Here is a 23,621-nt window from a genome sequence, read left to right as displayed (position 1 = left end):
GGCGTGGCAGCGTGAGGACGAAATGCGGGGTTGCATGCCCTGACAAATCGGTCATGCTTTAGCAGAGACAATTCTCCATCGGCGGTCAAGCCGGGGAGTTGTACGGAGGAAACATGATCCGATGGTTGGTCGGCCTGATCGGCCTGGGTTTTGCTGCGACGAGCGCGCTCGCGGCCGACCCTGTCATGATCGGCGTCGGCTATCTCGGAATCGCCGGCACCAGATCGACGCTGTCGCTGGTCGAGCAGCCCGCGGAGAATGACGGCGTCGCCGGCGCGCGCCTCGCCATCGAGGACAACAACACCACCGGCAAATTCCTCAACCAGCGTTTTGCGCTGGAGGAGCGGCGCATCAAGGAGGGCGAGGATGCCGTGCAGGCCGCGACCGACCTCGCCGCACGCAACGGCTTCATCATCGCCGATCTGCCGGCCGACGCGCTGCTGAAAGTCGCCGACGCCTTGCGCGAGCGCGGCACGTTGCTGTTCAACGCCGGCGCGATCGACGAGCGGCTGCGCGAGGCCGATTGCCGCGCCAATGTCATCCATACCGCGCCGACCCGCGCAATGCTGGCCGATGCGCTCGGCCAATATCTGGTGTGGAAGCAGTGGAAGCGCTGGCTGCTCGTGGTCGGCTCGCATGACGAGGACAAGTTGTTCGCCGATGCGCTCCGGCGCACCGCGACGCGGTTCGGCGCCAAGATCGTGCAGGAGCGCAGCTTCGAAGACAAAGGCGGCGCGCGCCGCACGGACTCGGGCGTGACGCTGATCCAGCGCCAGATGCCGGTGTTCACGCAACAGGCTCCGGCCTATGACGTGCTGGTCGCCGCCGACGAGAGCGAGGTGTTCGGCGCCTACCTGCCCTATCGCACCTGGGATCCGCGGCCTGTCGCGGGCTCTGCCGGTCTGGTGCCGCGGAGCTGGGATGCCGCGCAGGACCAGTGGGGCGCGATCCAGATGCAGAACCGCTTCGTCAAGCTCAACGCGCGGCGGATGACCGCGCTCGACATGCAGGCGTGGACGGCCGTGCGCATGATCGGAGAGGCCACCTCGCGCACCAATTCCGGCGATATCAAGAAGGTCACCGATTTCATCAAGGGCCCGGAGTTCTCGGTCGCCGCCTTCAAGGGCACCAAGCTGACCTTGCGCGATTGGAACCTGCAGCTGCGCCAGCCGATCCTGTTGGTCGATGGCCGCATGGTGGTGTCGGTGTCGCCGCAAGAAGGTTTCCTGCATCAAGTCTCCGAGCTCGACACGCTCGGCTATGACCGCCCGGAGAGCAAATGCAAGCTGAAATGAGAAAGCAGATGTTGCGCACGTGGCGTGTTGGGTTGCTGTTCGGACTGGCGCTGGCGGCAGCGCCGGCGCATGCGTTCATCGCTTATGTCTCGAACGAGAAGAGCAACACGGTGTCGGTGATCGACACCGACAGCTGGACGGTGACCAAGACCATCAAGGTCGGCCAGCGCCCGCGCGGCATCGACTTCACGCGCGATGGCAAGTTCGTGATGGTCGCGGTCGGCGACGACGACACCATCCAGATGATCGACGCCAAGACGCAGGCCGTCGTGGACAGCCTGCCCTCCGGGCCCGACCCGGAATTGTTCGCCCAGGATGCCGCTGGCAAGGTCCTCTATGTCGCGAACGAGAACGACAACACGGTGACCGTGATCGACCTCGAGAAGCGCGCCCGCCTTGGCGACATCCAGGTCGGCGTCGAGCCCGAGGGCATGACGATCAGCCCGGACGGCAAGACGCTGATCAACACGTCCGAGACCACCAACATGGCGCATTTCATCGACACGTCGTCGCGCCAGATCGTCGCCAACGTGCTGGTCGACGCGCGGCCGCGCTTTGCCGAATTCAAGCACGACGCTTCCGAATTGTGGGTGTCCTCGGAGATCGGCGGCACCGTCTCAATCATCGACCCCGCAAAGCACGAGGTGACCGGGAAGATCAATTTCGAGATTCCGGGGTTGAGGAAAGAGGCGATCCAGCCCGTCGGCATCGGCATGACCCGGGACGACAAGACCGCCTTCATCGCGCTCGGGCCAGCCAACCGCATCGCCGTGGTCGATACCGCCTCGCGCAAGGTGACCAAATATCTGCTGGTGGGACAACGGGTCTGGCACATGGCCTTCACGCCGGACGAAAAATTTCTGCTCACCACCAATGGCGTCTCGAACGACGTCTCCGTCATCGACGTCGCCGCGCAAAAGGTGATCAAGACCATTCAGGTGGGCGAACTGCCCTGGGGTATCACGATCGCGCCATGACCAGCCCTGCTCCCATCGCCGAACAACGCGAAACACCAAGGCCCGATCCGGCGGGTGTGCCCGCGCTATCGATCGACAGCGTCAGCCACGCCTATGGCCCGCGCCGCGCGCTGATGGACGTGTCCTTCGACGTGCAGCCCGCGAGCTTCACGGCCCTGCTTGGCCTCAACGGGGCGGGCAAGAGCACGCTGTTCTCGCTGATCACGCGCCTGTTCGGCATCCAGTCCGGCCGCGTCGGCATTTTCGGCCATGATGTCAGCAAGAGTCCCGGAGAAGCGCTGCGGTTGCTCGGCGTCGTGTTCCAGCCGCGCACGCTCGATCTCGATCTGTCGCTGACGCAGAACCTGCTCTATCACGCCGCACTCCACGGCATCAGCCGCCGCGAGGCCCGCGCGCGAGCCGCCGAGCTGCTCGGTCGCATCGGGCTTACCGAGCGCGCCGGCAGCAAGGTGCGCGATCTCTCGGGCGGGCAGATGCGGCGGCTGGAGATCGCCCGTGCGCTGCTGCATCGGCCACGCCTGCTCTTGCTGGACGAGCCCACCGTCGGCCTCGACGTCAAAGCGCGCGCCGACATCATCAGCCATGTGCGCCAGCTCGTGAGCGAGCAAGGCATCGGCGTGCTCTGGGCCACGCATCTGTTCGACGAAATCATGGCCGGTGACGATCTCGTGGTGCTGCATCAGGGCAAGGTGCTGGCGCAGGGACCGATGAGTCGCGTCGTCGCGGAAGCCGGCGCGGAGGACGTCAACTCCGCCTTCATGCGCCTGACCGGTGCGCAGACCCTGCCGGGCGACGGCGCATGAGCAGCATCAGCATGCGCGAGGCGCCACGCGGCTTCTCGGCCGCCGAATACATGACCTGCCTCACGGGCATCGTCTGGCGCGAAGGACTGCGCTTCCTGCACCAGCGCGAGCGGTTCGTCTCGGCGCTGGTGCGGCCGCTGGTGTGGCTGTTCATCTTCGCCGCCGGTTTCCGCCAGGTGCTCGGCATCTCCATCATCCCGCCCTACGAGACCTACATCCTCTACGAGGTCTTCATCGCGCCCGGGCTGATGGCGATGATCCAGCTGTTCAACGGCATGCAATCCTCGCTCTCGATGGTCTATGACCGCGAGATGGGCAACATGCGCACGCTGCTGGTAAGCCCACTGCCGCGCGGCTACCTGTTGTTCTGCAAGCTGCTCGCGGGCACCGCGGTGTCGCTGCTCCAGGTCTATGCGTTCCTGCTGATCGCCTGGTTCTGGGACATCACCCCTCCTCTGTCAGGCTATCTCACGGTATTGCCGGCACTGATCCTGTCCGGACTGATGCTGGGTTCGCTCGGCATGCTGATCTCCTCTGGCATCAAGCAGCTGGAGAACTTTGCCGGCGTGATGAACTTTGTCATTTTCCCGATGTTCTTCGCTTCATCGGCGCTCTACCCGCTCTGGCGGGTGCAGGAGGGCAGCCCATATCTCTACTATGTCTGCGAGGCCAATCCGTTCACCCATGCGGTCGAGCTGATCCGCTTCGCGCTGTACGGACAGATCAACTGGATCTCGCTGGCGGTGGTCGCGACCTGCACAATCGTCTTCATGATCGGCGCGATTCTGGCCTATGATCCCTCGCGCGGGCTGGCGCGACGGGGCCCTGCGGGAGGCGAAGGATGACGGTTCGGGTTCTGGCCATGGCCGCTCTGATGCTCGCAGCCGCGGGCACGGCGGCACGCGCGGCCGATCCGCGCTATCCGGATTGGCCCTGCACGCAGGCAAAAGTGCCGGAAATTTCGCTCGCGGCCGTTTGGGCTGGCCCCTCGCTCGACGACGTGCAGAACAAGTGGAAGGACGACGCCAAGGTCAGCGCGCTGGTCGCCAAACTGTCGGCACGCAAGACACCGCTGGAAGAGGCCGAGAAGTTGGTGAAGGAGTTTTTGGCGGGCTCCGCGGCCGACAAGACCGCGAATGCGAAACTGCTGTTCGCAGGTCTGTTCGACACGCTCAACGCTCAGCGCTCGCAGGTCATGAGCGGGTTGGAACGCGTCAGCCGCAAGCAGCGCGAAGCCGCCGACAAGATCCGCGAGGAGAGTGTCCAGCTCCAGGCGCTCCAGGGCGCCACGCCGCGCGACGAGGCTAAGGTCGAGGCGCTCAGCAACGAGCTGATCTGGAAGACCCGCATTTTCGAGGACCGCCACAAGGTCGTGCGGTTCGTTTGCGAGGTTCCCACCACCATCGACCAGCGGCTGTTTGCGCTCGGACGCGTGATCCAGCAGGAAATGGAATAGCGTCAGCCTCATTGACCGCTTGCGGCAGGTTCCCGCGCCTCCATTGCGATCATTAACCTGTGCTATATGCCGGAACCAAATCGGTCTAGGATGTCTTGTCGACGGGTAATCCAAGGCATCGGGAGGCCTCGATGGGAACCACAAAATTCATCCTCGCAGGCGCTGCGGCCATCAGCATGCTCGCAAGCAGCGCATTCGCTGACGATCTGACCGGCATGGTCACTCGGATTGATCGGCTCAACAGCACGATCTCGATCCAGCAGACGCAGAAGGGCACAGTCGGCGGCAGCGCAGGCGGGGCCGGCGCGCTGCAGGAGTACAAGGCCAAGGACGCCGCGATGCTCGATGCCGTCCACGCCGGCGACCGGGTGAGCTACTCTGCGACCGACAATAACGGCACGGGCACGCTGACCAAGCTGCAGAAGCAGTAGGCCGGGATCTTTGCGGCCATCCTTCGAGACGCCCGCCTACGGCGGGCTCCTCAGGATGAGGTCTGGTTTCGTGGCGAGATGTCAGACCCTCATGGCGAGGAGACCGCGAAGCGGTCGTCTCGAACCACGAGGCCATCGACGACACAGCTCGGCTCAATTCTTCACTGCTCCGGCCGCGGCTTGGGCTGCGCCTCCTCAGTCGGAAGCTTTGCACGCTCCCAGCCGTCGGTGCCATCGGGATACCAGGCGACGCTGGAGTAGCCATACGCGAGCGCGCGCTTGGCGGCGTTCCAGGACATCCAGCAATCCGCCAGGCAATAGATCACGAGCAGCGCGGTCTTGTCGCCGTGTGATGCACGCGCGAGGCCGCGCTGGAAATAGTCGTCCATGGCGGGCGGCAGCGTTCCGTAGCCGGTATCCGGCAGCCAGATGCTGCCCGGAATGTTTTTGCGCGGCGCCTCGCGCCAGACGGTACCCGCTGGAAGGTTCTTCGGCTTCGGCGCGCGCGGCAGCACGTCGATGAAGGCGCCGCTCTTCGCGTGCCAGATCGCCTCGGCTTCTGACGTCGACAGCACGCGCGCGCCGCCGAGCGTCGCCGGCACGGGCGCGCGGTAGTTGTCGGTGCGATAGCCCTCGGGCTCGAACGGCTCCTGCTGCTGCGCAACGACCGGCGCCATCAGCACGGCGGCGACCAGCGCAGCGACAACGCGCCGCCTCATGTCATGGTGCCTTCTTGGCCGTCTCCGCGCCGAGCGGCCGATCGCTCTCGTCCAGCAGCGGCACGCCGAAATCGAGCAGGATCTTGTTGATCTCGCCCTGGTTCTCCTGGATCAGCTTGTTGAGCTGCCGCTTCCAGTTCTGGTCGGCGCCACGCACGCCCATGCCGATGCGATAGACCAGCTTTGGCCCGGTGGTTTCCTTCACCAGCGGCGTGACATGAAGCGACCCCGCCTTCTTTGCGTAGAATCCTGCCATCGGTCCCCACAGCACGCCGGCGTCGATCTTGCCCGCCGTGAGATCATCGATCATTGCCTGCGCCGAATTGTCGTAGCGCGTGTCGATCATCAGCGGATAGGGCTTTGCATCACCCATCAGTCCCGCGATGGCCATGTTGGTGGCAGGCGGCGTACCGGCGACGATGCCGACATGCTTGCCCTTCAGCCTGGCATCCTCGAGCGTGTCGACCTCCTCCAGCCCGCCGCCTGCTTTCGCGACCAGCGCATAGCTCGTGCGGTAATAGGGATTGGTGCCTTGCACGAGGTCATCGCCTTGGGGGAAGCCCATGATGACGTCGCAGCGATGCGAGCCGAGCGTCATGCGCACGAAGCCGGTGGCTTGCGGAAAAAAGACATAGTCGAGCTTCTTCTGGAGCTTGTCCGCAAACAGCTCGGCAAGCTTGTTCTCGAACCCCTCGCCCTTCTCGTTCGAGAACGGCAGATTGCGCGGGTCGGAACAGACGCGCAGCACCTTGGGGTCGACCAGCTCGAACGAGAGGTCACCCGTCTCGTTGGTCTGCGCGATGGCGACGTCGCCGAACGCGCAAGACGCAACCAGGATACTCAGTGAAAACAACCAGCGACGATGTCGTCCGGCCTCCGTCATCGCGCTTCCTCCTACGCTTGTTTGAATGCTAGCCATGCAACGCATGACGCGCCATGTCTTGCCAGAGTTTGTGCTGGCTTTCTTTGTTGCAGTGCAATGCGCGCAACCCTTTGAACTGAGGCGGAAAAGTGTCTCGCATCGCTCTCGTGATCGCAGCCTTGTCCCTGCTGGTGACAGCGACGCTAGCATGCGCCGCAGCGGCCGAATTGCCTGTGAGCGAAGTCGCGCCGGGAATATTCGTACACTCCGGGACCATCGCGCTGATGACCCGCGAGAACGAGGGCGACATCGCCAACGTCGGCTTCATCGTGGGCAAGGATGCGGTGGCCGTGATCGATACCGGCGGTAGCTTTCGCGAGGGCGAGGCGCTATTGGCGGCGGTGCGAGCCCGCACCAGCAAGCCGATCCGCTACGTCATCAATACCCACGGCCATCCCGACCATGTTTTCGGCAATGCGGCCTTCGCCGTCGGAGACACCATTTTCGTCGGTCACAGCAGGCTGCCGCGGGCGCTGGCTGCGCGCGGCCCGTACTATCTCGACAATTTTAGGCGCATCATGGGCGACGAATTGATATCTCCCGTGAAGATCGTGCCGCCCACAATGCTTGTCACGGATACAATGACGCTCGACCTCGGCGCGCGCCGCCTGAGCTTGCGGGCCTGGCCGGCCGGGCACAGCGACAATGATTTGACCGTATTCGATGAGACGACGAAGACGCTGTTCGCTGGCGACCTCGTCTTCCTCCGCCATATTCCGGTGATGGACGGCAGCATTCGCGGCTGGCTCGGCACCCTCGGGGAACTCGAGAGCATTCCGGCGCAGCGCGTCGTTCCCGGTCACGGGCCCGTGAGCGAATGGCCTGCGGCGCTGATCGATGAGCGGCGCTATCTGATGGCACTGCTGACGGACGTCCGGGCAGCGAACAAGAAGGGCGAACCGATCCGAACCGCCGCTGACAAGGCCGCCGCCTCGGAACGGCCGCACTGGGAGCTGTTCGACGACTACAACGCCCGCAACGCAACCGCAGCATTTTCGGAAATTGAATGGGAGTAGCGGACGCGCTACGATGTGCGTAACGTTGCTTCGTCCGCGGGACCATGACCATGACGGGATGCACGCGCCGACTGCCTCTGATCGCCCTGCTCCTCGGCATTGCATTCGCCGTGCCGGCGCAGGCGGAAGAAGCTTACGATCCCTGGCCGGGCCTGGTGCAGGACATCTTCAGCAACCGTCCGATGAATGACGGCGGCAATGTCATTGGCATCGAGATGCCGTATCGCGCCGAGGACGCGGCCATCGTTCCGGTGACCCTGCGCAGCAAGCTCTCGCCTGGCGATGCCCGCCGCATCCGTTCGATCACGCTGGTGATCGATCGTAACCCCGCACCGATGGCAGCGAAGTTCGAGCTCGGGCCGGATGCCAACGTCACTGAAATCTCGACGCGCGTGCGCGTCAACAATTACACCGACGTTCATGCGGTGGCCGAGCTCAGCGATGGCCAGCTCTACGTCTCGAAAGTCTATGTGAAGGCCTCCGGCGGCTGCTCGGCACCAGCGGGAAAGAATGCCGAGGAAGCCCAGAACCGGCTCGGCCAGATGCGCTACCGGCAATTCGCGCGCGAAGAGGCCCCCGCGAGCCGCATGCGGGAGGCGCAGATCATGATCGGCCATCCCAACAATTCCGGGCTGCAGATGGACCAGGTCACGCAGCTCTACATTCCCGCCTTCTTCGTCAACCAGCTCAAGCTGACACAGGACGACAGCCCCGTGCTTTCGATGGAAGGCGGCATCTCGATCTCGGAAGATCCCAATCTGCGCTTCACCTATGTGTCCAACGGCGCCAAGCGTTTTCGCGCGGAAGCCAAGGACACGGATGGTCACGTGTTCCGCAACGAGTGGGATGTGGAGAAGCCGGGGACGTAGCGCGCCACCTTCCCCTTCAAAGTCAAACGCATTGCGGATGGCTGTGCCCTCGCCCCTTGTGGGAGAGGGCAGCACCCCTGGTAGACAAAACTTCGCTTGGGTGAGGGGTTTGCCTCCGCGAGCTACTCTCTTGCGATAGTATTCGCGGAGACATACCCCTCATCCGGCGCTTCGCGCCACCTTCTCCCACAAAGGGAGAAGGAAGAAAGTGCTAGAAACACCTCACCTCGGCTTCCGCCTGTGCTCGCCGCAAATCATTCACGGCCGAGTTCGCCTGCTCCGAGGTGCGGAACTGGACGCCGAGATTGCCGCGGACCTGGGACATGCTGAGCGCGGTTTCGGCGGTGACGTAGCGCTCATAGGACACGATCGAGGCCACCACGTCGATCGAGCAGGAACATTGTTCGATTGCCTGCCGGCTCTCGCCATTGGCCTTCATGCAGCCATAGACATACTCGGCACGCGCCGACGTCGGATAATCATTGGCCTCTTCAGCCTGTGCACCGAGCGCGGTCGCAGCCCACACCGCCAATGCGGCGACAATCGGTCGTAGCTGTCCGGCCAGATTCATGAGCGTCCTCCCGCTGGTTGCGACGGAAGCTATGCTATGCGTATTGTCCTGAAAAGCACCCTACCAGAGGAAACGGCTCACAAGGTGATGAGAGCATTTGGTCGATCATTGGCGCTCGCGACGACGCTGGCGCTGACACTAGCCGGGCCCGGCCGCGCCGCGGATACGATTCGCCTTGCGGTGCAGAAGACCGGAACATTCTCCTGGGAGCTGGCCGCGATCCGCGCCGGCGGCCTCGACAAGGAGGCCGACCTGTCGCTCGACGTCACCGAGCTTGCGAGCCCCGAGGCCGGCAAGATCGCCCTGCGCGCTGGCAATGCCGACATCATCCTGTCCGACTGGCTGTGGGTGTCGCGCGAGCGCACGCTCGGCGCCAAGCTCACCTTCTATCCCTATTCCAGCGCGCTCGGCGCGGTGATGGTGCCGGCCGCCTCGCCGATCAAGTCGCTGGCTGATTTGAAGGGCCGCAAGCTGGCGGTCGGCGGCGGTCCCATCGACAAGAGCTGGCAGCTGCTCCAGGCGCGCATGAAGCAGGACGGCATCGACCTGAAATCGGAGGCGACCATCGTCTATGGTGCTCCGCCTCTGATCGCCGCCAAGGCGCTCGACGGCGAGATGGATGCGAGCCTCAACTTCTGGAATTTCTGTGCACAGCTGGAGGCCAAGGGCTTTAGACGCCTCACCGGCATCGAGGACATATTGCCGAAACTCGGCGCCAAGGGCGCGGTCTCCGCAGTCGGCTATGTCTTCGACGAAAGCTGGGCGGCAGGTCATCGCGATGCGGTGGCGCGCTTCATCGCGATGACCCGCAAGGCCAAGCAGCTGCTGGTGACCTCGGATGCAGCCTGGGACAAGATCGCACCGCTCACCGGCACGAGCGATGCCACCCTGCTGAAGACCTATCGCGAGCGATATCGCGACGGCATTCCGCGCCGGAGCATCGATGACGAAGAAAAGGACGCGCGCGTGCTCTACCGCGTGCTGGCCGAGATCGGCGGACGCGACCTCGTGGGCCCCGCTGCCGAGCTCGATACCGGCACGTTCTATCACGCAGTTGCCGGAGACTGAGGTGCTGCGTCTTCTGTCGTTTGCCCTGTTGCTCGCGATCTGGTGGACAGCCGCCCTGTTCGTCGGCGCCGCAAAGCTGCCCTCTCCGTCCGCCGTGCTCGACGTCGTCATCGCGGAAGCATCGAGCGGCGCGCTGTTCCTGCATCTCGGCGCCACGCTCGCCCGCGTGAGCCTCGCCTTCGTGCTGGCGATGTCGCTCGGCAGCGCCATCGGCTATCTGATGGGACGGGTGAAGCTCGCCGACCGGCTCGGCGATCCCTGGCTGATCCTGCTCCTGAACCTGCCCGCGCTGGTCGTGATCGTGCTGGCCTATATCTGGGCCGGCCTCACCGAGGCCGCAGCGATCGCGGCGATCGCGATCAACAAGCTGCCGACCGCCATCGTCACCCTGCGCGAGGGCGCACGCGCGCTCGACCGCTCGCTCGACGAGATGGCGAGCGTGTTCGCGATGCCGCGCTGGCGCGCGTTCCGCCACGTCGTGCTGCCGCAACTGGCACCCTATATCGCAGCCTCAGCCCGCTCCGGATTGTCGCTGGTGTGGAAGATCGTGCTGGTCGCCGAACTCCTGGGCCGGCCGAACGGCGTCGGCTTCGAGATCGGCGTCGCTTTCCAGCTGTTCGACACGCCGCGGCTGCTGGCCTATTCGCTGACCTTCGCCGCCGTCGTGCTCGTGATCGAGACCGCGCTGGTGCAACCGTTCGAAGCCCGCGCAACACGATGGCGACCCCGTGCGGCTTGAGGTCGATATCACAGGCAAGAGCTTCAAGAGTGCCGCGGGCGGGACGCAGGAGGTGCTCGCGCCGGTCAGATTCGCGCTTCAGTCCGGCGAGGTCGGCGTGCTGATCGGTCCCTCCGGCTGCGGCAAGAGCACGATGCTGCGCATCATCCTCGGGCTCGACCGCGATTTCGAGGGGCACGTCTCGCGCCCGCCGGAAGCGCGGATCGGCATGGTTTTCCAGGAGCCGCGGCTGCTGCCATGGCGCTCGGTCGAGCAGAATGTACGGCTTGCGGCACCCGATGTGACCGACGCCAAGCTCGCCGAGCTGTTCAGGATCCTGGAGCTGGACGCGCATCGCAGTCATTTTCCAGGCGAATTGTCACTGGGCCTCGCCCGGCGCGTCGCGCTCGCCCGCGCCTTTGCGGTGGAGCCTGACCTGCTCGTGCTCGACGAGCCCCTCGCCTCGCTCGACGACGCACTCGCCGGCCGTTTGCGCGACGAGATCGCGACGCTGGTGGCGCGCCGTCCGGTGATGACGTTGCTCGTCACCCACAGCCTGGATGATGCGATCCGGCTCGGCGACCGCCTGTTCTTGCTATCGCCGCGACCGGCGCGCATCGTGCGCGAGGTGCCGATTGCCATCCCGCGCGCGGAGCGCAGCGAGGCCGAGCTCGGCAAGATCAGGGCCGAGCTCGCCGCGTTGCAGCTTGAATCGAAATGAGAACTCATGGTCAATTGGATCAACGACATCTTCGCGGGAGGGTCATCATGCGGCGTACGCTGATTGCGATCGGCATCCTGTTGGTTGCGATGCCCGGCGCGGCGCTCGCGCAGGCCAAAGGCAAGGGTATCCGGCTCTGGAATCTGACGACGGAGACGATCTCCGGTTTCCAGCTCTCGCCGGCCGGGAAGACCGAGTGGGGGCCGAACCAGTGCTTGAACGACAAGGACAAGGAGGTCGATCACGACGAGCGGCTGCGCATCACCGGCGTCGAGCCCGGCCGCTACGATGCCAGGGTCAGCTATCCCAATGCACGGCAGTGCATCGTGCGCGACATCGAGATCAAGGCGGATGCGGTGTTCTCGATCGCCGACAAGGATCTGAAGGACTGCAGCAAATAACGCGGGCTGCGTTACGAGCGTTTCGCCTCATGGTGAGGAGCGCGGAACGCGCGTCTCGAACCATGCAGGCCCGTCTGTCACCTGCGGCCATCCTTCGAGACGCTTGCTTCGCAAGCTCATCAGGATGAGGACCTAGGCCAGTCGCGACCGGGAAGGCGGCGCAGCTCTTCACGCCTTATCGTTCGGGTGCGGATATTCGCAGCGCCACCGCACCGCTTGCCACTTCGGATGGTCGCCAACCCATTGCGCGATATAGGGCGGCGCAGCCATCGCGCATTGCGTCGGCGACCCCGCATAGTTGAACACCAGATGCTGCTCCTCGCAGGTCGCAGGCGAGAGCAACGCACACACAGTCACCACCAGGTCGATCGGGTTCATGCCGGGATCCTCGCAGAGCCGATGAAGAATAGCACAAAAGGCTACGCTCCGAGGAGCCGGAAGTTTCAATCCGGCCACGCGAAATCGAGCGGGAATTGCCCCATCGCCTCTCCCCGCAACCGGGGCGCGAGCGCTAGAAATTAACTCCAAACACCAGCCTCGCCTGGTGGCGCTCGAAATTGACGAGGTCGAGATTGCCGCCCGATCCGGCCGGACGGCCCCAGGCCTGCATGCTCCAGCTCATGGTCAGGCGCGAGCGATCGGAAAGCTGGAAATAAGCAGTCGGACCGACGAAGAGGGCTTGGCCTGCGAACTCGCCGAGGCCGATGCCTTCGTACTGCCGGAAGTAGCGCACCTCGCCGCCGAGCAGCACATCGGGCCGCACGCGGACGAGGCCGGCGAAGGCCGCGCCGATGGTCGAACTCTTTTCGGACAGTCCCGCCATTTCGAAACGCGCCCATTCGGGTTGATAGATCAGGTTGAGCGCGCCGATGGCGAAGTTCGGGATCAGCTCGCGATCGAAGGCGAGCGTGAAATCGGTACCGTACATCCGCCCTTTTGCGCCGGAAGTCTCGTCGATGCGATCGCCATGGAGTTCGGCGGCGACAGTCAACCCGAATGGCGCGCGCTCGCGATCGAGCAGGCGATAGCGCAGGTCGAGCGAAGCGCCCTGGAAATTGAACTGACGGCGGTCGCCGATATCGGGGACGCCGGTGATGTCGTGCAGCGTGGCAGTGCCGCCGACCTCGATGCGGAAGTTCGGCAGCGGCACGATCTCTATCTCGACCTCCTGCGACAGGGCGCGATAGGTCCCGCCGCCTTTGCCGAATCGTCCTGTCGTCTGGGTCTGGAATTCGCGCTCGCCGGGATTGCCGACATCGGTGCCGATCATGAAGCCGAAGATGTGCTCGGTATCAAAGCCCTCTTCGGCGCTGACGCATGCCGGCGCGAGCGCGACGGTGCAGGCGGCTATGGTCCAGAATGTAAGGGCTCTCGCGCGCATCCCCGACACTACCACGGCTTCGATGGTAGTTGCCATCGAAGCCGCGGCAGGTCGCAAGTCTTACTTGCAGTCTTACTTGTGGTCCTACTTGCGCAAAGCGCAGGCGTACATGTTGATTTCCATGCCGACCGACACTTCCACGATCTTCGGAGCTTTCCAGGCCATTCGGGGACTCCCAAGGGATTGAGCGCGACATCGCGCCGGCCAAAACCTAGGGCTGCGTCAGGCACAGCGCAAGTCGGGAATCGCGCCGTCGACACAGCGAACTGTCGCATCGCGCTTGCAAATTTCTCTCTCGGGCAACTCGCCTTCGCTCCCAGTCAAGCGGCGCGGCGCTCACTGCAACAAGCGCAGCAGCGCGCGGCCGGCGCGCGAGTTCAGCTCCTTGGCATCCAGCGTTCCATCCTTGTCGGGATTCGCCGCGTTGAAGCGCTGCTCCACCACGGAGAGATATTCGTCGAGCGTGAGAGTCCCGTCGCGATCGGGATCGGCGGCGGCGAGTTCTTTCGCCGTTAACCGTCCGCGCAACTCGCGGGCGTCAAGCGTGCCGTCATGATCGGGATCGAGCTTGGCGAACAACGCGGTCGCCGCCTTCTTCACCTCGGCAAGGTCGAGCGTGCCGTCATTGTCGGTATCGAACGTCTTGACCGCGTTGCCGGAGGCCGACCATGCCGGACCGGACATCAGTGCAATCGTGAGCGCAAGTGCAACAGAGCGACGCGATATCATGAAAACCTCCCAGACCAAGAGCTCCGATTCGAGCCGGATCGAAACGACATAAGTCCACAAGCGAGCCTCGGTTCAAGCCCCGAATTGCAGGCTACGCCCGTACAACTTGCGGAACCCGTCAGCCCGACCATTGCCGTGGCGCACGCGCCCTGCTCCATGCCGCGGAATTTCTTCAGCGCCTGCGCACAAGTGAGAGTTGCTTGTCAGCTCTCCGTCAGGTGACCGGCTTCCGGCCGCCCACCAGATCGGCGTCGCAACTACGACTTTCGTATTGACGCGTTTTGCATTCAGGCGGAGTGTTGCTGCCGCAGCGTCAATAGGCGCGCACATTGGGAGGAACGGATGAAACGCTTTGCGATGGCCGCGAGCCTCGTCATGCTTGCATCGACTTGTGCAAATGCACAAACCAGCGAGCAGCTGGTCAAGGGTGCGACCGATACATCGAACGTTCTCAATTACGGAATGGGCTACAATCTCCAGCGTTTCTCGACGCTGAACCAGATCAACAAGGACAGCGTCAAGAACCTTGTCCCGGTCTGGAACTACTCTTTCAACGATGATCGCAGCGAGGAATCGCAGCCGCTAGTGTACCAGGGCGTGATCTACGTGACGTCGCACAACGCGACGATGGCGGTCGACGCCAAGACCGGCAAGCAGATCTGGAAATCCAAGGTCGAGTATCCTGCCGAAACGCCGCGCATCGTCTGCTGCGGCATTATCAATCGCGGCGCCGCACTCTATGACGGCAAGGTGTTCCGCACCACGCTCGACGCCAACGTGATCGCGCTCGACGCCAAGGACGGCAAGGAGCTGTGGCGGCAGAAGGCTGCCGATATCAAGGAAGGCTATTCGATGACGGTGGCGCCGCTGGTCGCCGACGGCGTCGTGATCACCGGCATCTCCGGCGCCGAGTTCGGCACCCGCGGCTTCATCGACGGCTGGGATCCGGCAACGGGCAAGCACCTGTGGCGCACCCATTCGATCCCCTCCCCGGACGAGCCCGGCGGCGACACCTGGAAGGGCGATACCTGGAAGCTCGGCGGTGGCTCGACCTGGATCACGGGCTCCTATGATCCCGAGCTGAACACGGTCTATTGGGGTATCGGCAATCCCGGACCGTTCAACTCTGCGGTACGCCCGGGCGATAACCTCTACACCTGCTCCGTGCTGGCGATGGATCCCAAGACCGGCAAGATCAAGTGGCACTACCAGTTCTCGCCGAACAATCCGTTCGACTATGACAGCGTGGCCGAGATGGTCCTCGCCGACATGAACGTCGAGGGCAAGCCGACCAAGGTGTTGATGGACGCCAACCGCAACGGCTTCTTCTACGTGCTCGACCGCACCAACGGAAAGCTGCTTGCGGCCAATCCTTACGTGAAGGTCAACTGGGCGACGGGAATCGACATGAAGACGGGCCGGCCGATCGAGACCGATGTCAGCAAGGACGCGCGCGAGGGCAAGAAGGTCGTTGTCTTTCCGTCGCTGCTTGGAGGCAAGAACTGGGAGCCGATGTCCTTCAACCCGCAAACCGGGCTCGCCTACGCCAACACGCTCGCCTTCGGCGGGCACTACAAGACCGAGCCCGTCACCTTCAAGCAGGGTGAATGGTATCTCGGCATGGACCTCACCGACCTCTGGGAATGGGGTGATGGTCCGCGCGGGCATCTGAAGGCGATCGACCCCATGACCGGGAAGGCCAAGTGGGAAGCGCCCAGCGACATCCCGCGCTTCTCGGGCGTGCTGTCGACCGCGGGTGGCGTCGTGTTCTCGGGCGCGCTGACCGGCGAGTTCGAGGCCTTCGACGCCGACACCGGCAAGAAGCTCTGGCAGTTCCAGACCGGCTCGGGCATCGAGGGACAACCGGTGACCTGGCAGCAGGACGGCGTGCAGTATGTCGCCGTGACGAGCGGGTACGGCGGCGTCTACTCGATCTTCTCCGGTGACGAGCGGCTTGCCACGGTACCGGCTGGGGGCTCGCTGTGGGTTTTTGCGGTCAAGCAGTAGCCACGGCACGATGCTGAAAGAGGTGACGTACAGGACGGTGGCGATCCTTGCCACCGTCGCGGTGCTGACGGTCGCGCTTGCGGCGGCCGTTCGTGCCGCGGATGATTCAACCGGCAATCCCGTGCAGGCACAGATCGACCACGGCAAGTCGACCTATGCCGAGAAATGCTCGCACTGCCACGGCCCCAACATGATGAACCCCGGCACCATCACGCCGGACCTGCGCGCCTTCCCCGACGACAAGACGCGCTTCGTCACCACGGTGAAGAACGGCAAGAACAACAAGATGCCGCCCTGGGCCGACATTCTCAGCGACGAGGAGATCGGGAATCTCTGGGCCTTCATCTCGAGCCGGAGAAAACCATGAGGCGCTGGCTGGCCGCTTGGAGCATTGCCGCAATCCTCGCGGCGGCGGCCGCGGCTGCACGCGCGGCCGACGATCCGCTCAAGATTTGTCTCGACGAGGACCGGCCACCGCTGTCGGTGCACCACAAGGGCAAGCCGGACTCTGGTTTCGACGTGCTGCTGGCGCAGGCGATCGCCGACCGGCTCGGACGACCGCTGACGATCCAGTGGTTCGAGAGCAAGCTGGACGAGGATTCGAGCCCGCAGCTCGAGGCCAATGCGCTGCTGTCCGACGGGCGCTGCTCGCTCGTCGGCGGCTATGCGCTGACGACGGACTCCCTCGTCAAGCCCGGCATGAAAACGGCGCGCTTGCCGGATTTTGCCGGCGCCACCCGCGACGACCGACGCCGCCGCGTCGCGCTCGGCGTGCTCGCGCCGAGCCAGCCCTATGTCTACTCGCCGATGACAGTCGTGCTCGGACCCAAGGCGCGGGGTCGCAAGATCGGCGACATCGGCGACCTCGCCGGCCTGCGCCTGGTTATCGAGAGCGGCTCGCTCGGCGATGCGATCCTCATGACCTTCGACAAGGGGCGCCTGATCGACGACATCACGCATCTCGTCCCCGGCCGCGATGATCTTCTCGGCGCACTTGCCCGTGGCGACTATGACGCGACGCTGATCGACCTCGGCCGCCTCGACGCCCATCGCGCCGTGCACCCCGATACGGCGATCACCGCGTCCGGCTACTACTATCCGATCGGGGCCAATCGCGGCTATGTCGGGCTGGCCAGCGATCCGGCGCTGATCGACGCCGTCGACAAGGCGCTGAGCGGGCTTGCCGCCGAGGGCAAGATCGCCGAATTCGGCAGGCAGGCGGGGCTGAGCTATCTGCCGCCGCAGGAGCCTGCAATCCTCGGCGACGTCTGGATGAAGATCATTCAGCGGTGACCGGAGCGTCCGGCTCCCGGAATGACGGATAAAGTGGTCGGCGATGGGCCCACTACAACCATCGCTGGCTCGGCGACATTCTGCACCCTATGATACCGCCGTTTTCATTCGGCCATCTGGTGGCATCGTGAATCCTTCCGCAGCAGGCCTGCGCGATCTGCTCTCGCGCGAAATCAAGACCGGCGAGCTGGTGCGGGCGCTGATCGTCGTCGGCCCGATGGTCGCCGCCTATTTCGTCGCGCGCGAGACGGCGCTGCTGAATCTCGGGTTGGTCGCGGTCTCGCTGCTCATTCCGGCGCTACGGCTGCACCTGCCGCCGAAGGTTATCGTATGGCACTACATTGCCATCCTCCTCACTTTTGCCGCGCTCTTCCTTGCCGCCCCGATCAAGCCGCTATTCGCAGTGCTGACGGCGCTCGCCGGATTCCTTGCGGTCGCGGTGACACGCCATGGCGAACATTTCCGCACGCTCGGAAATTGGGTGTTCATCCCCGCCGTGTATCTCGCCTGCGAGGTGCGGGAGGGCGTGAGCGCCTCGGAAGCCCTGCGCCATGCCGGCATGATCATCGTGTCCTCTCCGATCGCGCTGGCTCTGGTCTGCGCCATCCGGATTTACGACCAGCGACGGTGCGGCGATGCCGCGACCTCGTTCGGAGCGCCCGCGGCCGAGTGGTTTGTGCCCGCGGCGGCAACCGCCCTTGCAGTGTTCGCTGCGGCGGCGCTGGTCGAGATCCTCGATCTCGCGCAGGGCCAATGGGTGATGTGGTCGGCCGCAAGCGTCGTGGTCGGCGATCTCGCCGCTTCGACCGGCAAGCTGAAACAGCGGCATGGTGCTGCCGCAAAGCCGCGTCGGCTATGCGCTCGCGGTTCTCGCGGCCACCCTCACGCTGATCGCGTTCTCCCGCTACATCGTCGGCTTCGGCCTGCGCTGCTTCTTCATCGCGCTGGCCGCTTCCTTCGCCGGCAGCGCCAGCGGCATCGCGGAGGAGCGCATCGTCAACGTGCTGATCGGCGGCACCTTCGGCTTGCTTGCGGTAGCCCTGACTGAAATCGTCTGGCTGCGTGTCATGCGAAAAGTGCGATTGTCCGGATGACGCCCGAATAGGCACGGCGCGGCCGTTCGAATGCGCCAATCTGTCTCGCCTGCCACCCACGGCAGAGGCGACCCGATGCAGTACCGTCGGCGACAATCCGGGAGAGAATCATGTCCGCAGAATTCGATCGCCGCCACTTCATCGCCGCCGGCACCACCACACTCGCGATGCCTTTCGTCTCGCGCGGCGCCTCGGCGCAGGCTGCGTGGCCATCGCGGCAGATCCGCATGATTTGCAGCTACCCCGCCGGCGGACAGACCGATCTGCTCGCGCGCGCCTATGGTGAATTCATTGCCAAGCAGGTTGGAAAGACCGTCGTCGTCGAGAACAAGCCCGGTGCCGCGGGCGCGATCGGGACGGCGGAGGTCGCCCGCGCGGAGCCCGACGGCCACACCATCCTGTGCTCGATCTCGACCACCTACATCATGAACCGGGTGGTGATGAAGACTCCCGGCTACGACATGGACAAGGATTTGACGCTCGTCAGCGTCATTCCGGGCGCCGGCCTGTTGCTGGTGGCGAACCCGAAAACCGGCGTCAAGACGTTGGAGGATTTCGTCGCCTTCGCGCGCAAAAGCGGCAAGGTCAACTTCGGCACCTATAGTGCGGGCTCGGCTCCGCATATGACGGTCCACGAGCTCAACAAACAGTATGGCCTTGCCATCGAGCCGATCCACTATCGCGGCGAAGCCCCGATGTGGACGGGCATGCTGGAAGGTACGCTCGATGTGGCCATGGGCAGCTACACGGCAGCGCAGTCGGTTTTGCAGAGCGACCGTGGCACCGTGTTCGCGGTGCATTCGAAGAAGGTCGACGCCATCCCCGATATCAAGACCCTCCCCGAGCAGGGCGCGACGTCGAAATTCTTCACCGTTAGCGGCTTCTCCGGCTGGGCCGTGCCGAAGGCTACACCGCAACCGGTCGTCGACCGCTTGGCGGAGCTTTGCGTCGCTGCCAACAACGACCCGAAGGTGAAGGAGGTTCTCAACACGTTCGTGCTCGAACCCGCGATCGGCTTCAAGGACACCAACGCCCTATATCAGCGCGAGCTGCCGATCTGGATCGAGAGCGCGCGGTCGCTCGGCCTCGAGCCCTCCTGAACCGGGAGACAAGACGCCCCTTCGCGGCGCAGCATCCGACCAAAGCCTAGTGCCGGAAACGCATTTTCCCGCTATGATTGTGCGATGCCGGCGGAAAGGTCTCGCCGGCGCGGACCAGAAAGGCCGATCCCATGACACCGGATGGCGTCGCCGTAGCCGTCATGATCATCCTGCTCTTTCCGATGGGCTATTTCACGCTGGCGTCTCCGGCCTTCCTGCTGGTGAAGCTGGATATCCAGCCCGTCGCCCAGCTTTTGCGCGGAATGTTCAATGCCCATTTTCTGGTGATGCGCGTTGCCGGAATTATCGGAGCAGTAGCTTTCCTGCTCGACGGTCGTCTGGTCGCAGCGATGGGCGTCGGCCTCCTTGCAGCCTTGGCGATCTACGGACGCCGCGGGTTCATGCAGCGGATGGACGAGCAGCTCAGCGCCACGGACGCCGGCGATGCCGAGGCCCCGCGTCGGCTGCGCCGGCTGCATTGGAGCGGGATGCTGGGCAACGCGGTGCTGCTCGCCGCTCTCCTGATAAGCATTCCCTACATCGCCATATCGGCGTGAGAGACATCGCGGGCGCGTGAGGGGCAACCGCTGTCGTCGACGCCGAACCTGGCGTTTGCCTAGTGCTCGTCCGCCGCAACCGCGCCCTGTTGCGCCTTGTGGATCGAGGACGGCACCACGCCGAAATATTTCCGGAACACCCGGCTGAAATGCGATGAGCTGGAGAAGCCCCAGGAGAATGCGACGTCGGTGATGGTCTTGCCGGCGTGGGCCTCGAGCTCCTGGCGGCAATTCTGAAGACGCGCCTGCCAGATGTAGTCGCTCACCGTGGTGCCGCGCTCCGAGAACAGCATGTGCAGATAGCGCTTGGAGCAGCCGAGCTCGCCGGAAATCTGGTCGATGCACAGATCCGGATCGCGCAAATGCTCGCGGATGAAGAACTGCGCGCGCACATAGGTCGCTTCGGGCCCGACGCGATCGAGCATCGTGTCGGCCTCGCGCAGCGGCAGCAGCAAGAGGTCGATCAGCGAATCGGCGACGCCGACCGCACTGTTCGCCGACAGCTTCGCCGCCTCGTCGAAGGTCGCATGGACGAAATCATGGGCGATCCGCCCCGTCCCGGTGCGTGAGGTCAATTTGCAGGCGGGCATTCGCTGCGACGGGAATCCGCGGTCGCGCAGCAGCGCCTTTGGCACGATCACCACGTCATGGCGCGTGAAAGCGGGGCTGATGATCGAATGCGGACAGGAGACGTCATAGGCGATGATGTCGCCCGGGTTCAGCTCGATGTGGCGGCCTTCCTGCTCGAAATAGGACACACCGTAAGTCTGGAAGTGGATCTTGATATACGGGTGTTCATTGGCCTTGGCGCGCGCCAGCGTGTGCGCAATCCGATGCTGGCTGACTTCGATCTGGCAGAGCTTCAGGCGCGAGACGCTGGTGTAGTCGATGCGGCCTTCGAGCGAAGACGCTTCGAGCGGATCGACGTCGAAATGCCCGCACAGGCTCGTCAGCCCGTCGATCCAGCTTTGGATCTGACGTTTCGGCGTCATTCCCGTCGTCGAGAGCGTGTGAATCGTGTCGGACATTAATCCAGCCACTGGTTTGATCCGGAGATTTGACGCGAATCGCGAGCCGCGCTGCCGGAGCCCTGAACCGTGATTGCGTGACGTTTACCTCGATTTTGAGCGATCTTCCAGAACGAGCGCCGTCGTTCCAATGCCACCCTTGTAAGTTAATCCTCCGCCTTAGTTGCAGCGCCGTCAAGGGGAACCTAAGCGTGGGAGACGGTCCCAAAGCGCTGCGGAAGCCGCTGAATTCGCTACTGCAAAATCAAAATCTTCGCGGCCGTGCGCTGTCAAGCAAACCAGCTTCTCTCTTGGGCAAGTTTCCCGATAACGAAGTCGTTAGGGATTGCATCAGGAACAACAAGAACGGGCCGCTCCGCACGTGGACCCGTGGCTCTCATCAGGAGGAGGAAACACCACAGCATCGTTTCTGGTCCCAATCGTGACCGCCCTGCACGAGCAGACGCCGGACGAAAAGCCCGGCGATTAAGCAATGCTTCGGAAACAATAAACGAGACCAATGGAGGAATGACTATGCGCAAGGTACTACTCGCGGCCTATCTTGGCTCCGCGGCGGCCCTCGCCGTCGGCAGCGCGTCGGCCAACGACGAAGTGCTCAAGATGTCGCAGAACCCGAAAGACTGGGTGATGCCGACGGGCGACTACGCCAACACCCGCTATTCCAAGCTGAACCAGATCAACGCACAAAACGTAGGCAAGCTCCAGGTCGCCTGGACCTTCTCGACCGGCGTGCTGCGCGGCCACGAAGGCGGCCCGCTGATCATCGGCAACATGATGTACGTCCACACGCCGTTCCCGAACAAGGTCTACGCTATTGACCTTTCCAACGAGAACAAGATCGTCTGGAAGTACGAGCCGAAGCAGGATCCGAATGTGATCCCGGTGATGTGCTGCGACACGGTCAACCGCGGCTTGGCCTATGGCGACGGCAAGATCTTCCTGCATCAGGCCGACACCACGCTCGTCGCGCTCGATGCCAAGAGCGGTCAGGTGGCATGGACCGCGAAGAACGGCGACGCCAGCAAGGGCGAGACCGGTACTTCGGCCCCCATGGTCGTCAAGGACAAGGTGCTGATCGGCATCTCCGGCGGCGAGTTCGGTGTTCAAGCCCATATGACCGCCTACGACATCAAGACGGGCAAGCTGGCTTGGCGCGGCTACTCCGAAGGACCGGATGATCAAATCCTGGTCGATGCAGAGAAGACCACCGCGCTCGGCAAGCCGATTGGCAAGGACTCCAGCCTCAAGACCTGGCAAGGCGATCAGTGGAAGATCGGCGGCGGCGCCACCTGGGGCTGGATCTCCTACGATCCCGAGCTGAACCTCGTCTACTACGGATCGGGCAATCCCTCGACCTGGAATCCGAAGCAGCGTCCCGGCGACAACAAATGGTCGATGACGATCTGGGCTCGCAACCCTGACACCGGCCAAGCCAAGTGGGTTTATCAGATGACGCCCCACGACGAGTGGGATTATGACGGCGTCAACGAGATGATCCTCTCGGACCAGGCCATCAACGGCCAGCCGCGCAAGCTGCTGACGCACTTCGATCGTAACGGCCTCGGCTACACGCTCGATCGTGCCACCGGTGAGCTCCTGGTCGCCGAAAAGTACGATCCGAAGGTGAACTGGACCTCCGGCGTCGATATGGACAAGAACTCGGCCACCTACGGCCGCCCGAAGGTGCTCGACACCGCTTCGACCGACAAGGCGGGCGAGGACCACAACGTGAAGGGCATCTGCCCGGCCGCGCTCGGCACCAAGGACGAGCAGCCGGCGGCCTACTCGCCGGACACGCAGCTGTTCTACGTTCCGACCAACCACGTCTGCATGGACTACGAACCGTTCAAGGTGAGCTACACTGCGGGCCAGCCCTACGTGGGCGCGACGCTCTCGATGTATCCGCCGCAGGGTGAAACCCACATGGGTAACTTCATCGCCTGGGACGGCAAGACCGGCAAGATCGTCTGGTCGAACAAGGAGCAGTTCTCGGTCTGGTCGGGCGCGCTCGCAACCGCAGGCAACGTGGTGTTCTACGGAACGCTCGAAGGCTACCTGAAGGCAGTCGACGCCAAGACCGGCAAGGAGCTCTACAAGTTCAAGACTCCCTCCGGCATCATCGGCAACGTCACCACCTATGAGAACGGCGGCAAGCAGTATGTCGCAGTGCTCTCGGGCGTGGGCGGCTGGGCCGGTATCGGTCTGGCGGCAGGCCTGACCGATCCGACCGCCGGTCTCGGCGCAGTCGGTGGCTACGCGGCGCTCAGCAACTACACGGCACTCGGCGGAACGCTGACCGTGTTCTCGCTGCCCAACTAGGCCTCTCAGCATCGCTCCGGCGCGGGGGTGAACTCCCCGCGCCGGCGCGGCTGGCCGAATGCCGTCCGAGGGAAATCTGTTGCGGAAAATCTGCGCTGGCATTGGTGGGTTGTTGTTGGTGGCGTGCGGGGGGATTTCCGTCGCGG

At 63.9% G+C, this 23,621-nt stretch carries 27 protein-coding genes; 19 read left to right on the top strand and 8 right to left on the bottom strand.

Features of this window, described 5'->3' with window-relative positions; genetic code table 11:
• Positions 1 to 113: 113 nt before the first annotated feature.
• From AC0L3K_RS29665 to AC0L3K_RS29640, 6 genes are all read left to right on the top strand, one after another.
• Positions 114 to 1,295 (top strand): ABC transporter substrate-binding protein, encoded by a 1,182-nt coding sequence (locus AC0L3K_RS29665; protein WP_473367361.1) that lies wholly within the window; start codon positions 114 to 116, stop codon positions 1,293 to 1,295.
• A gap of 8 nt (positions 1,296 to 1,303) precedes the next feature.
• Positions 1,304 to 2,272: a YVTN family beta-propeller repeat protein gene (locus tag AC0L3K_RS29660; RefSeq protein ID WP_473367360.1), complete on the top strand. Its 969-nt coding sequence runs from the start codon at positions 1,304 to 1,306 to the stop codon at positions 2,270 to 2,272.
• A complete protein-coding gene (locus AC0L3K_RS29655; RefSeq protein ID WP_473367359.1) occupies positions 2,269 to 3,075 on the top strand; it encodes an ABC transporter ATP-binding protein in 807 nt (268 codons plus the stop codon). Before AC0L3K_RS29660 ends, AC0L3K_RS29655 begins: the two co-directional genes overlap by 4 nt.
• Complete coding sequence (locus AC0L3K_RS29650) at positions 3,072 to 3,920, top strand: ABC transporter permease (RefSeq protein ID WP_035994388.1); 849 nt, start codon at positions 3,072 to 3,074, stop codon at positions 3,918 to 3,920. Before AC0L3K_RS29655 ends, AC0L3K_RS29650 begins: the two co-directional genes overlap by 4 nt.
• Complete coding sequence (locus AC0L3K_RS29645; RefSeq protein ID WP_007601402.1) at positions 3,917 to 4,531, top strand: hypothetical protein; 615 nt, start codon at positions 3,917 to 3,919, stop codon at positions 4,529 to 4,531. Before AC0L3K_RS29650 ends, AC0L3K_RS29645 begins: the two co-directional genes overlap by 4 nt.
• Positions 4,532 to 4,662: 131 nt before the next feature.
• Positions 4,663 to 4,962, top strand: coding sequence for a copper-binding protein (locus AC0L3K_RS29640; RefSeq protein ID WP_007601401.1), 300 nt, complete (start codon positions 4,663 to 4,665; stop codon positions 4,960 to 4,962).
• A gap of 161 nt (positions 4,963 to 5,123) precedes the next feature.
• Here AC0L3K_RS29640 and AC0L3K_RS29635 read toward each other — a convergent pair whose 3' ends face one another.
• A complete protein-coding gene (locus tag AC0L3K_RS29635; RefSeq protein WP_473367358.1) occupies positions 5,124 to 5,681 on the bottom strand; it encodes a PQQ-dependent catabolism-associated CXXCW motif protein in 558 nt (185 codons plus the stop codon).
• Between the two features lies 1 nt (position 5,682).
• Positions 5,683 to 6,564, bottom strand: coding sequence for a substrate-binding domain-containing protein (locus tag AC0L3K_RS29630; RefSeq protein ID WP_473367357.1), 882 nt, complete (start codon positions 6,562 to 6,564; stop codon positions 5,683 to 5,685).
• Between the two features lie 128 nt (positions 6,565 to 6,692).
• Between AC0L3K_RS29630 and AC0L3K_RS29625 the strand changes: the two genes are divergently transcribed.
• Together AC0L3K_RS29625 and AC0L3K_RS29620 are read left to right on the top strand one after the other, a co-directional pair.
• The gene (locus AC0L3K_RS29625; protein ID WP_007601395.1) at positions 6,693 to 7,619 is read left to right on the top strand and encodes a quinoprotein relay system zinc metallohydrolase 2; all 927 of its coding nucleotides are present in this window, start codon (positions 6,693 to 6,695) and stop codon (positions 7,617 to 7,619) included.
• Positions 7,620 to 7,669: 50 nt separating this feature from the next.
• Complete coding sequence (locus AC0L3K_RS29620) at positions 7,670 to 8,488, top strand: quinoprotein dehydrogenase-associated SoxYZ-like carrier (RefSeq protein WP_473367356.1); 819 nt, start codon at positions 7,670 to 7,672, stop codon at positions 8,486 to 8,488.
• Positions 8,489 to 8,699: 211 nt separating this feature from the next.
• On the opposite strand, the gene AC0L3K_RS29615 is transcribed toward AC0L3K_RS29620, so the two are convergent.
• Positions 8,700 to 9,059: a hypothetical protein gene (locus AC0L3K_RS29615; RefSeq protein WP_354170572.1), complete on the bottom strand. Its 360-nt coding sequence runs from the start codon at positions 9,057 to 9,059 to the stop codon at positions 8,700 to 8,702.
• Between the two features lie 87 nt (positions 9,060 to 9,146).
• Here AC0L3K_RS29615 and AC0L3K_RS29610 point away from each other — a divergent pair, with 87 nt between their 5' ends.
• Genes AC0L3K_RS29610 through AC0L3K_RS29595 form a run of 4 tightly spaced genes read left to right on the top strand, consistent with a single transcriptional unit; the run spans position 9,147 to position 11,967 of the window.
• Positions 9,147 to 10,127, top strand: a complete 981-nt coding sequence (locus AC0L3K_RS29610) for an ABC transporter substrate-binding protein (RefSeq protein ID WP_473367377.1) — start codon at positions 9,147 to 9,149, stop codon at positions 10,125 to 10,127.
• A gap of 1 nt (position 10,128) precedes the next feature.
• Positions 10,129 to 10,866 (top strand): ABC transporter permease, encoded by a 738-nt coding sequence (locus tag AC0L3K_RS29605; protein WP_007601389.1) that lies wholly within the window; start codon positions 10,129 to 10,131, stop codon positions 10,864 to 10,866.
• The gene (locus AC0L3K_RS29600; RefSeq protein ID WP_007601388.1) at positions 10,856 to 11,566 is read left to right on the top strand and encodes an ABC transporter ATP-binding protein; all 711 of its coding nucleotides are present in this window, start codon (positions 10,856 to 10,858) and stop codon (positions 11,564 to 11,566) included. Before AC0L3K_RS29605 ends, AC0L3K_RS29600 begins: the two co-directional genes overlap by 11 nt.
• A gap of 47 nt (positions 11,567 to 11,613) precedes the next feature.
• On the top strand, positions 11,614 to 11,967 hold the full coding sequence (locus tag AC0L3K_RS29595) for a hypothetical protein (RefSeq protein ID WP_007601387.1): 354 nt from the start codon (positions 11,614 to 11,616) through the stop codon (positions 11,965 to 11,967).
• 168 nt (positions 11,968 to 12,135) lie between these two features.
• Here AC0L3K_RS29595 and AC0L3K_RS29590 read toward each other — a convergent pair whose 3' ends face one another.
• The 4 genes from AC0L3K_RS29590 to AC0L3K_RS29575 form a co-directional block, all read right to left on the bottom strand.
• On the bottom strand, positions 12,136 to 12,345 hold the full coding sequence (locus AC0L3K_RS29590) for a hypothetical protein (RefSeq protein WP_007601386.1): 210 nt from the start codon (positions 12,343 to 12,345) through the stop codon (positions 12,136 to 12,138).
• Positions 12,346 to 12,478: 133 nt separating this feature from the next.
• Positions 12,479 to 13,384 carry a hypothetical protein gene (locus AC0L3K_RS29585; RefSeq protein WP_473367355.1) on the bottom strand — a complete coding sequence of 302 codons (906 nt, stop codon included), beginning with the start codon at positions 13,382 to 13,384 and terminating at the stop codon, positions 12,479 to 12,481.
• A gap of 48 nt (positions 13,385 to 13,432) precedes the next feature.
• Positions 13,433 to 13,513 carry a pyrroloquinoline quinone precursor peptide PqqA gene (gene pqqA / locus AC0L3K_RS29580; protein WP_035994375.1) on the bottom strand — a complete coding sequence of 27 codons (81 nt, stop codon included), beginning with the start codon at positions 13,511 to 13,513 and terminating at the stop codon, positions 13,433 to 13,435.
• Positions 13,514 to 13,684: 171 nt separating this feature from the next.
• Positions 13,685 to 14,077 carry an EF-hand domain-containing protein gene (locus AC0L3K_RS29575; protein WP_007601381.1) on the bottom strand — a complete coding sequence of 131 codons (393 nt, stop codon included), beginning with the start codon at positions 14,075 to 14,077 and terminating at the stop codon, positions 13,685 to 13,687.
• A 342-nt stretch (positions 14,078 to 14,419) separates the two neighbouring features.
• Between AC0L3K_RS29575 and AC0L3K_RS29570 the strand changes: the two genes are divergently transcribed.
• The 6 genes from AC0L3K_RS29570 (at position 14,420) to AC0L3K_RS29545 (ending at position 20,128) form a co-directional block, all read left to right on the top strand.
• On the top strand, positions 14,420 to 16,084 hold the full coding sequence (locus AC0L3K_RS29570; protein WP_354170565.1) for a methanol/ethanol family PQQ-dependent dehydrogenase: 1,665 nt from the start codon (positions 14,420 to 14,422) through the stop codon (positions 16,082 to 16,084).
• Positions 16,085 to 16,094: 10 nt separating this feature from the next.
• Entirely contained in the window at positions 16,095 to 16,451 is a 357-nt protein-coding gene (locus AC0L3K_RS29565) for a c-type cytochrome (RefSeq protein ID WP_473254710.1), read from the top strand.
• Entirely contained in the window at positions 16,448 to 17,377 is a 930-nt protein-coding gene (locus tag AC0L3K_RS29560) for a substrate-binding periplasmic protein (RefSeq protein ID WP_473367354.1), read from the top strand. Before AC0L3K_RS29565 ends, AC0L3K_RS29560 begins: the two co-directional genes overlap by 4 nt.
• A gap of 127 nt (positions 17,378 to 17,504) precedes the next feature.
• A complete protein-coding gene (locus tag AC0L3K_RS29555; protein WP_473367353.1) occupies positions 17,505 to 18,425 on the top strand; it encodes a hypothetical protein in 921 nt (306 codons plus the stop codon).
• A 156-nt stretch (positions 18,426 to 18,581) separates the two neighbouring features.
• Complete coding sequence (locus tag AC0L3K_RS29550; protein ID WP_473367352.1) at positions 18,582 to 19,571, top strand: Bug family tripartite tricarboxylate transporter substrate binding protein; 990 nt, start codon at positions 18,582 to 18,584, stop codon at positions 19,569 to 19,571.
• Positions 19,572 to 19,702: 131 nt separating this feature from the next.
• On the top strand, positions 19,703 to 20,128 hold the full coding sequence (locus tag AC0L3K_RS29545; RefSeq protein ID WP_007601372.1) for a hypothetical protein: 426 nt from the start codon (positions 19,703 to 19,705) through the stop codon (positions 20,126 to 20,128).
• A 59-nt stretch (positions 20,129 to 20,187) separates the two neighbouring features.
• On the opposite strand, the gene AC0L3K_RS29540 is transcribed toward AC0L3K_RS29545, so the two are convergent.
• Positions 20,188 to 21,156: a helix-turn-helix domain-containing protein gene (locus tag AC0L3K_RS29540; protein WP_007601369.1), complete on the bottom strand. Its 969-nt coding sequence runs from the start codon at positions 21,154 to 21,156 to the stop codon at positions 20,188 to 20,190.
• Between the two features lie 513 nt (positions 21,157 to 21,669).
• Here AC0L3K_RS29540 and xoxF5 point away from each other — a divergent pair.
• Positions 21,670 to 23,475 (top strand): lanthanide-dependent methanol dehydrogenase XoxF5, encoded by a 1,806-nt coding sequence (xoxF5, locus tag AC0L3K_RS29535; RefSeq protein WP_007601367.1) that lies wholly within the window; start codon positions 21,670 to 21,672, stop codon positions 23,473 to 23,475.
• Positions 23,476 to 23,621: the final 146 nt, after the last annotated feature.

It is taken from the genome of Bradyrhizobium sp. MI1.10, from assembly GCF_055811035.1.
The sequence above is the reverse complement of the archived record's forward strand: the minus strand, read 5'-3'. Positions and strand labels throughout refer to the sequence as shown.

Coding starts and splice junctions, on each gene's coding strand:
- AC0L3K_RS29665 (WP_473367361.1), top strand. CDS start 114: ATGATCCGATGGTTGGTCGGCCTGATCGGCCTGGGTTTTGCTGCGACG.
- AC0L3K_RS29660 (WP_473367360.1), top strand. CDS start 1,304: ATGTTGCGCACGTGGCGTGTTGGGTTGCTGTTCGGACTGGCGCTGGCG.
- AC0L3K_RS29655 (WP_473367359.1), top strand. CDS start 2,269: ATGACCAGCCCTGCTCCCATCGCCGAACAACGCGAAACACCAAGGCCC.
- AC0L3K_RS29650 (WP_035994388.1), top strand. CDS start 3,072: ATGAGCAGCATCAGCATGCGCGAGGCGCCACGCGGCTTCTCGGCCGCC.
- AC0L3K_RS29645 (WP_007601402.1), top strand. CDS start 3,917: ATGACGGTTCGGGTTCTGGCCATGGCCGCTCTGATGCTCGCAGCCGCG.
- AC0L3K_RS29640 (WP_007601401.1), top strand. CDS start 4,663: ATGGGAACCACAAAATTCATCCTCGCAGGCGCTGCGGCCATCAGCATG.
- AC0L3K_RS29635 (WP_473367358.1), bottom strand. CDS start 5,681: ATGAGGCGGCGCGTTGTCGCTGCGCTGGTCGCCGCCGTGCTGATGGCG.
- AC0L3K_RS29630 (WP_473367357.1), bottom strand. CDS start 6,564: ATGACGGAGGCCGGACGACATCGTCGCTGGTTGTTTTCACTGAGTATC.
- AC0L3K_RS29620 (WP_473367356.1), top strand. CDS start 7,670: ATGACGGGATGCACGCGCCGACTGCCTCTGATCGCCCTGCTCCTCGGC.
- AC0L3K_RS29615 (WP_354170572.1), bottom strand. CDS start 9,059: ATGAATCTGGCCGGACAGCTACGACCGATTGTCGCCGCATTGGCGGTG.
- AC0L3K_RS29610 (WP_473367377.1), top strand. CDS start 9,147: ATGAGAGCATTTGGTCGATCATTGGCGCTCGCGACGACGCTGGCGCTG.
- AC0L3K_RS29595 (WP_007601387.1), top strand. CDS start 11,614: ATGCGGCGTACGCTGATTGCGATCGGCATCCTGTTGGTTGCGATGCCC.
- AC0L3K_RS29590 (WP_007601386.1), bottom strand. CDS start 12,345: ATGAACCCGATCGACCTGGTGGTGACTGTGTGTGCGTTGCTCTCGCCT.
- AC0L3K_RS29585 (WP_473367355.1), bottom strand. CDS start 13,384: ATGGCAACTACCATCGAAGCCGTGGTAGTGTCGGGGATGCGCGCGAGA.
- pqqA (WP_035994375.1), bottom strand. CDS start 13,513: ATGGCCTGGAAAGCTCCGAAGATCGTGGAAGTGTCGGTCGGCATGGAA.
- AC0L3K_RS29575 (WP_007601381.1), bottom strand. CDS start 14,077: ATGATATCGCGTCGCTCTGTTGCACTTGCGCTCACGATTGCACTGATG.
- AC0L3K_RS29570 (WP_354170565.1), top strand. CDS start 14,420: ATGAAACGCTTTGCGATGGCCGCGAGCCTCGTCATGCTTGCATCGACT.
- AC0L3K_RS29565 (WP_473254710.1), top strand. CDS start 16,095: ATGCTGAAAGAGGTGACGTACAGGACGGTGGCGATCCTTGCCACCGTC.
- AC0L3K_RS29560 (WP_473367354.1), top strand. CDS start 16,448: ATGAGGCGCTGGCTGGCCGCTTGGAGCATTGCCGCAATCCTCGCGGCG.
- AC0L3K_RS29550 (WP_473367352.1), top strand. CDS start 18,582: ATGTCCGCAGAATTCGATCGCCGCCACTTCATCGCCGCCGGCACCACC.
- AC0L3K_RS29545 (WP_007601372.1), top strand. CDS start 19,703: ATGACACCGGATGGCGTCGCCGTAGCCGTCATGATCATCCTGCTCTTT.
- AC0L3K_RS29540 (WP_007601369.1), bottom strand. CDS start 21,156: ATGTCCGACACGATTCACACGCTCTCGACGACGGGAATGACGCCGAAA.
- xoxF5 (WP_007601367.1), top strand. CDS start 21,670: ATGCGCAAGGTACTACTCGCGGCCTATCTTGGCTCCGCGGCGGCCCTC.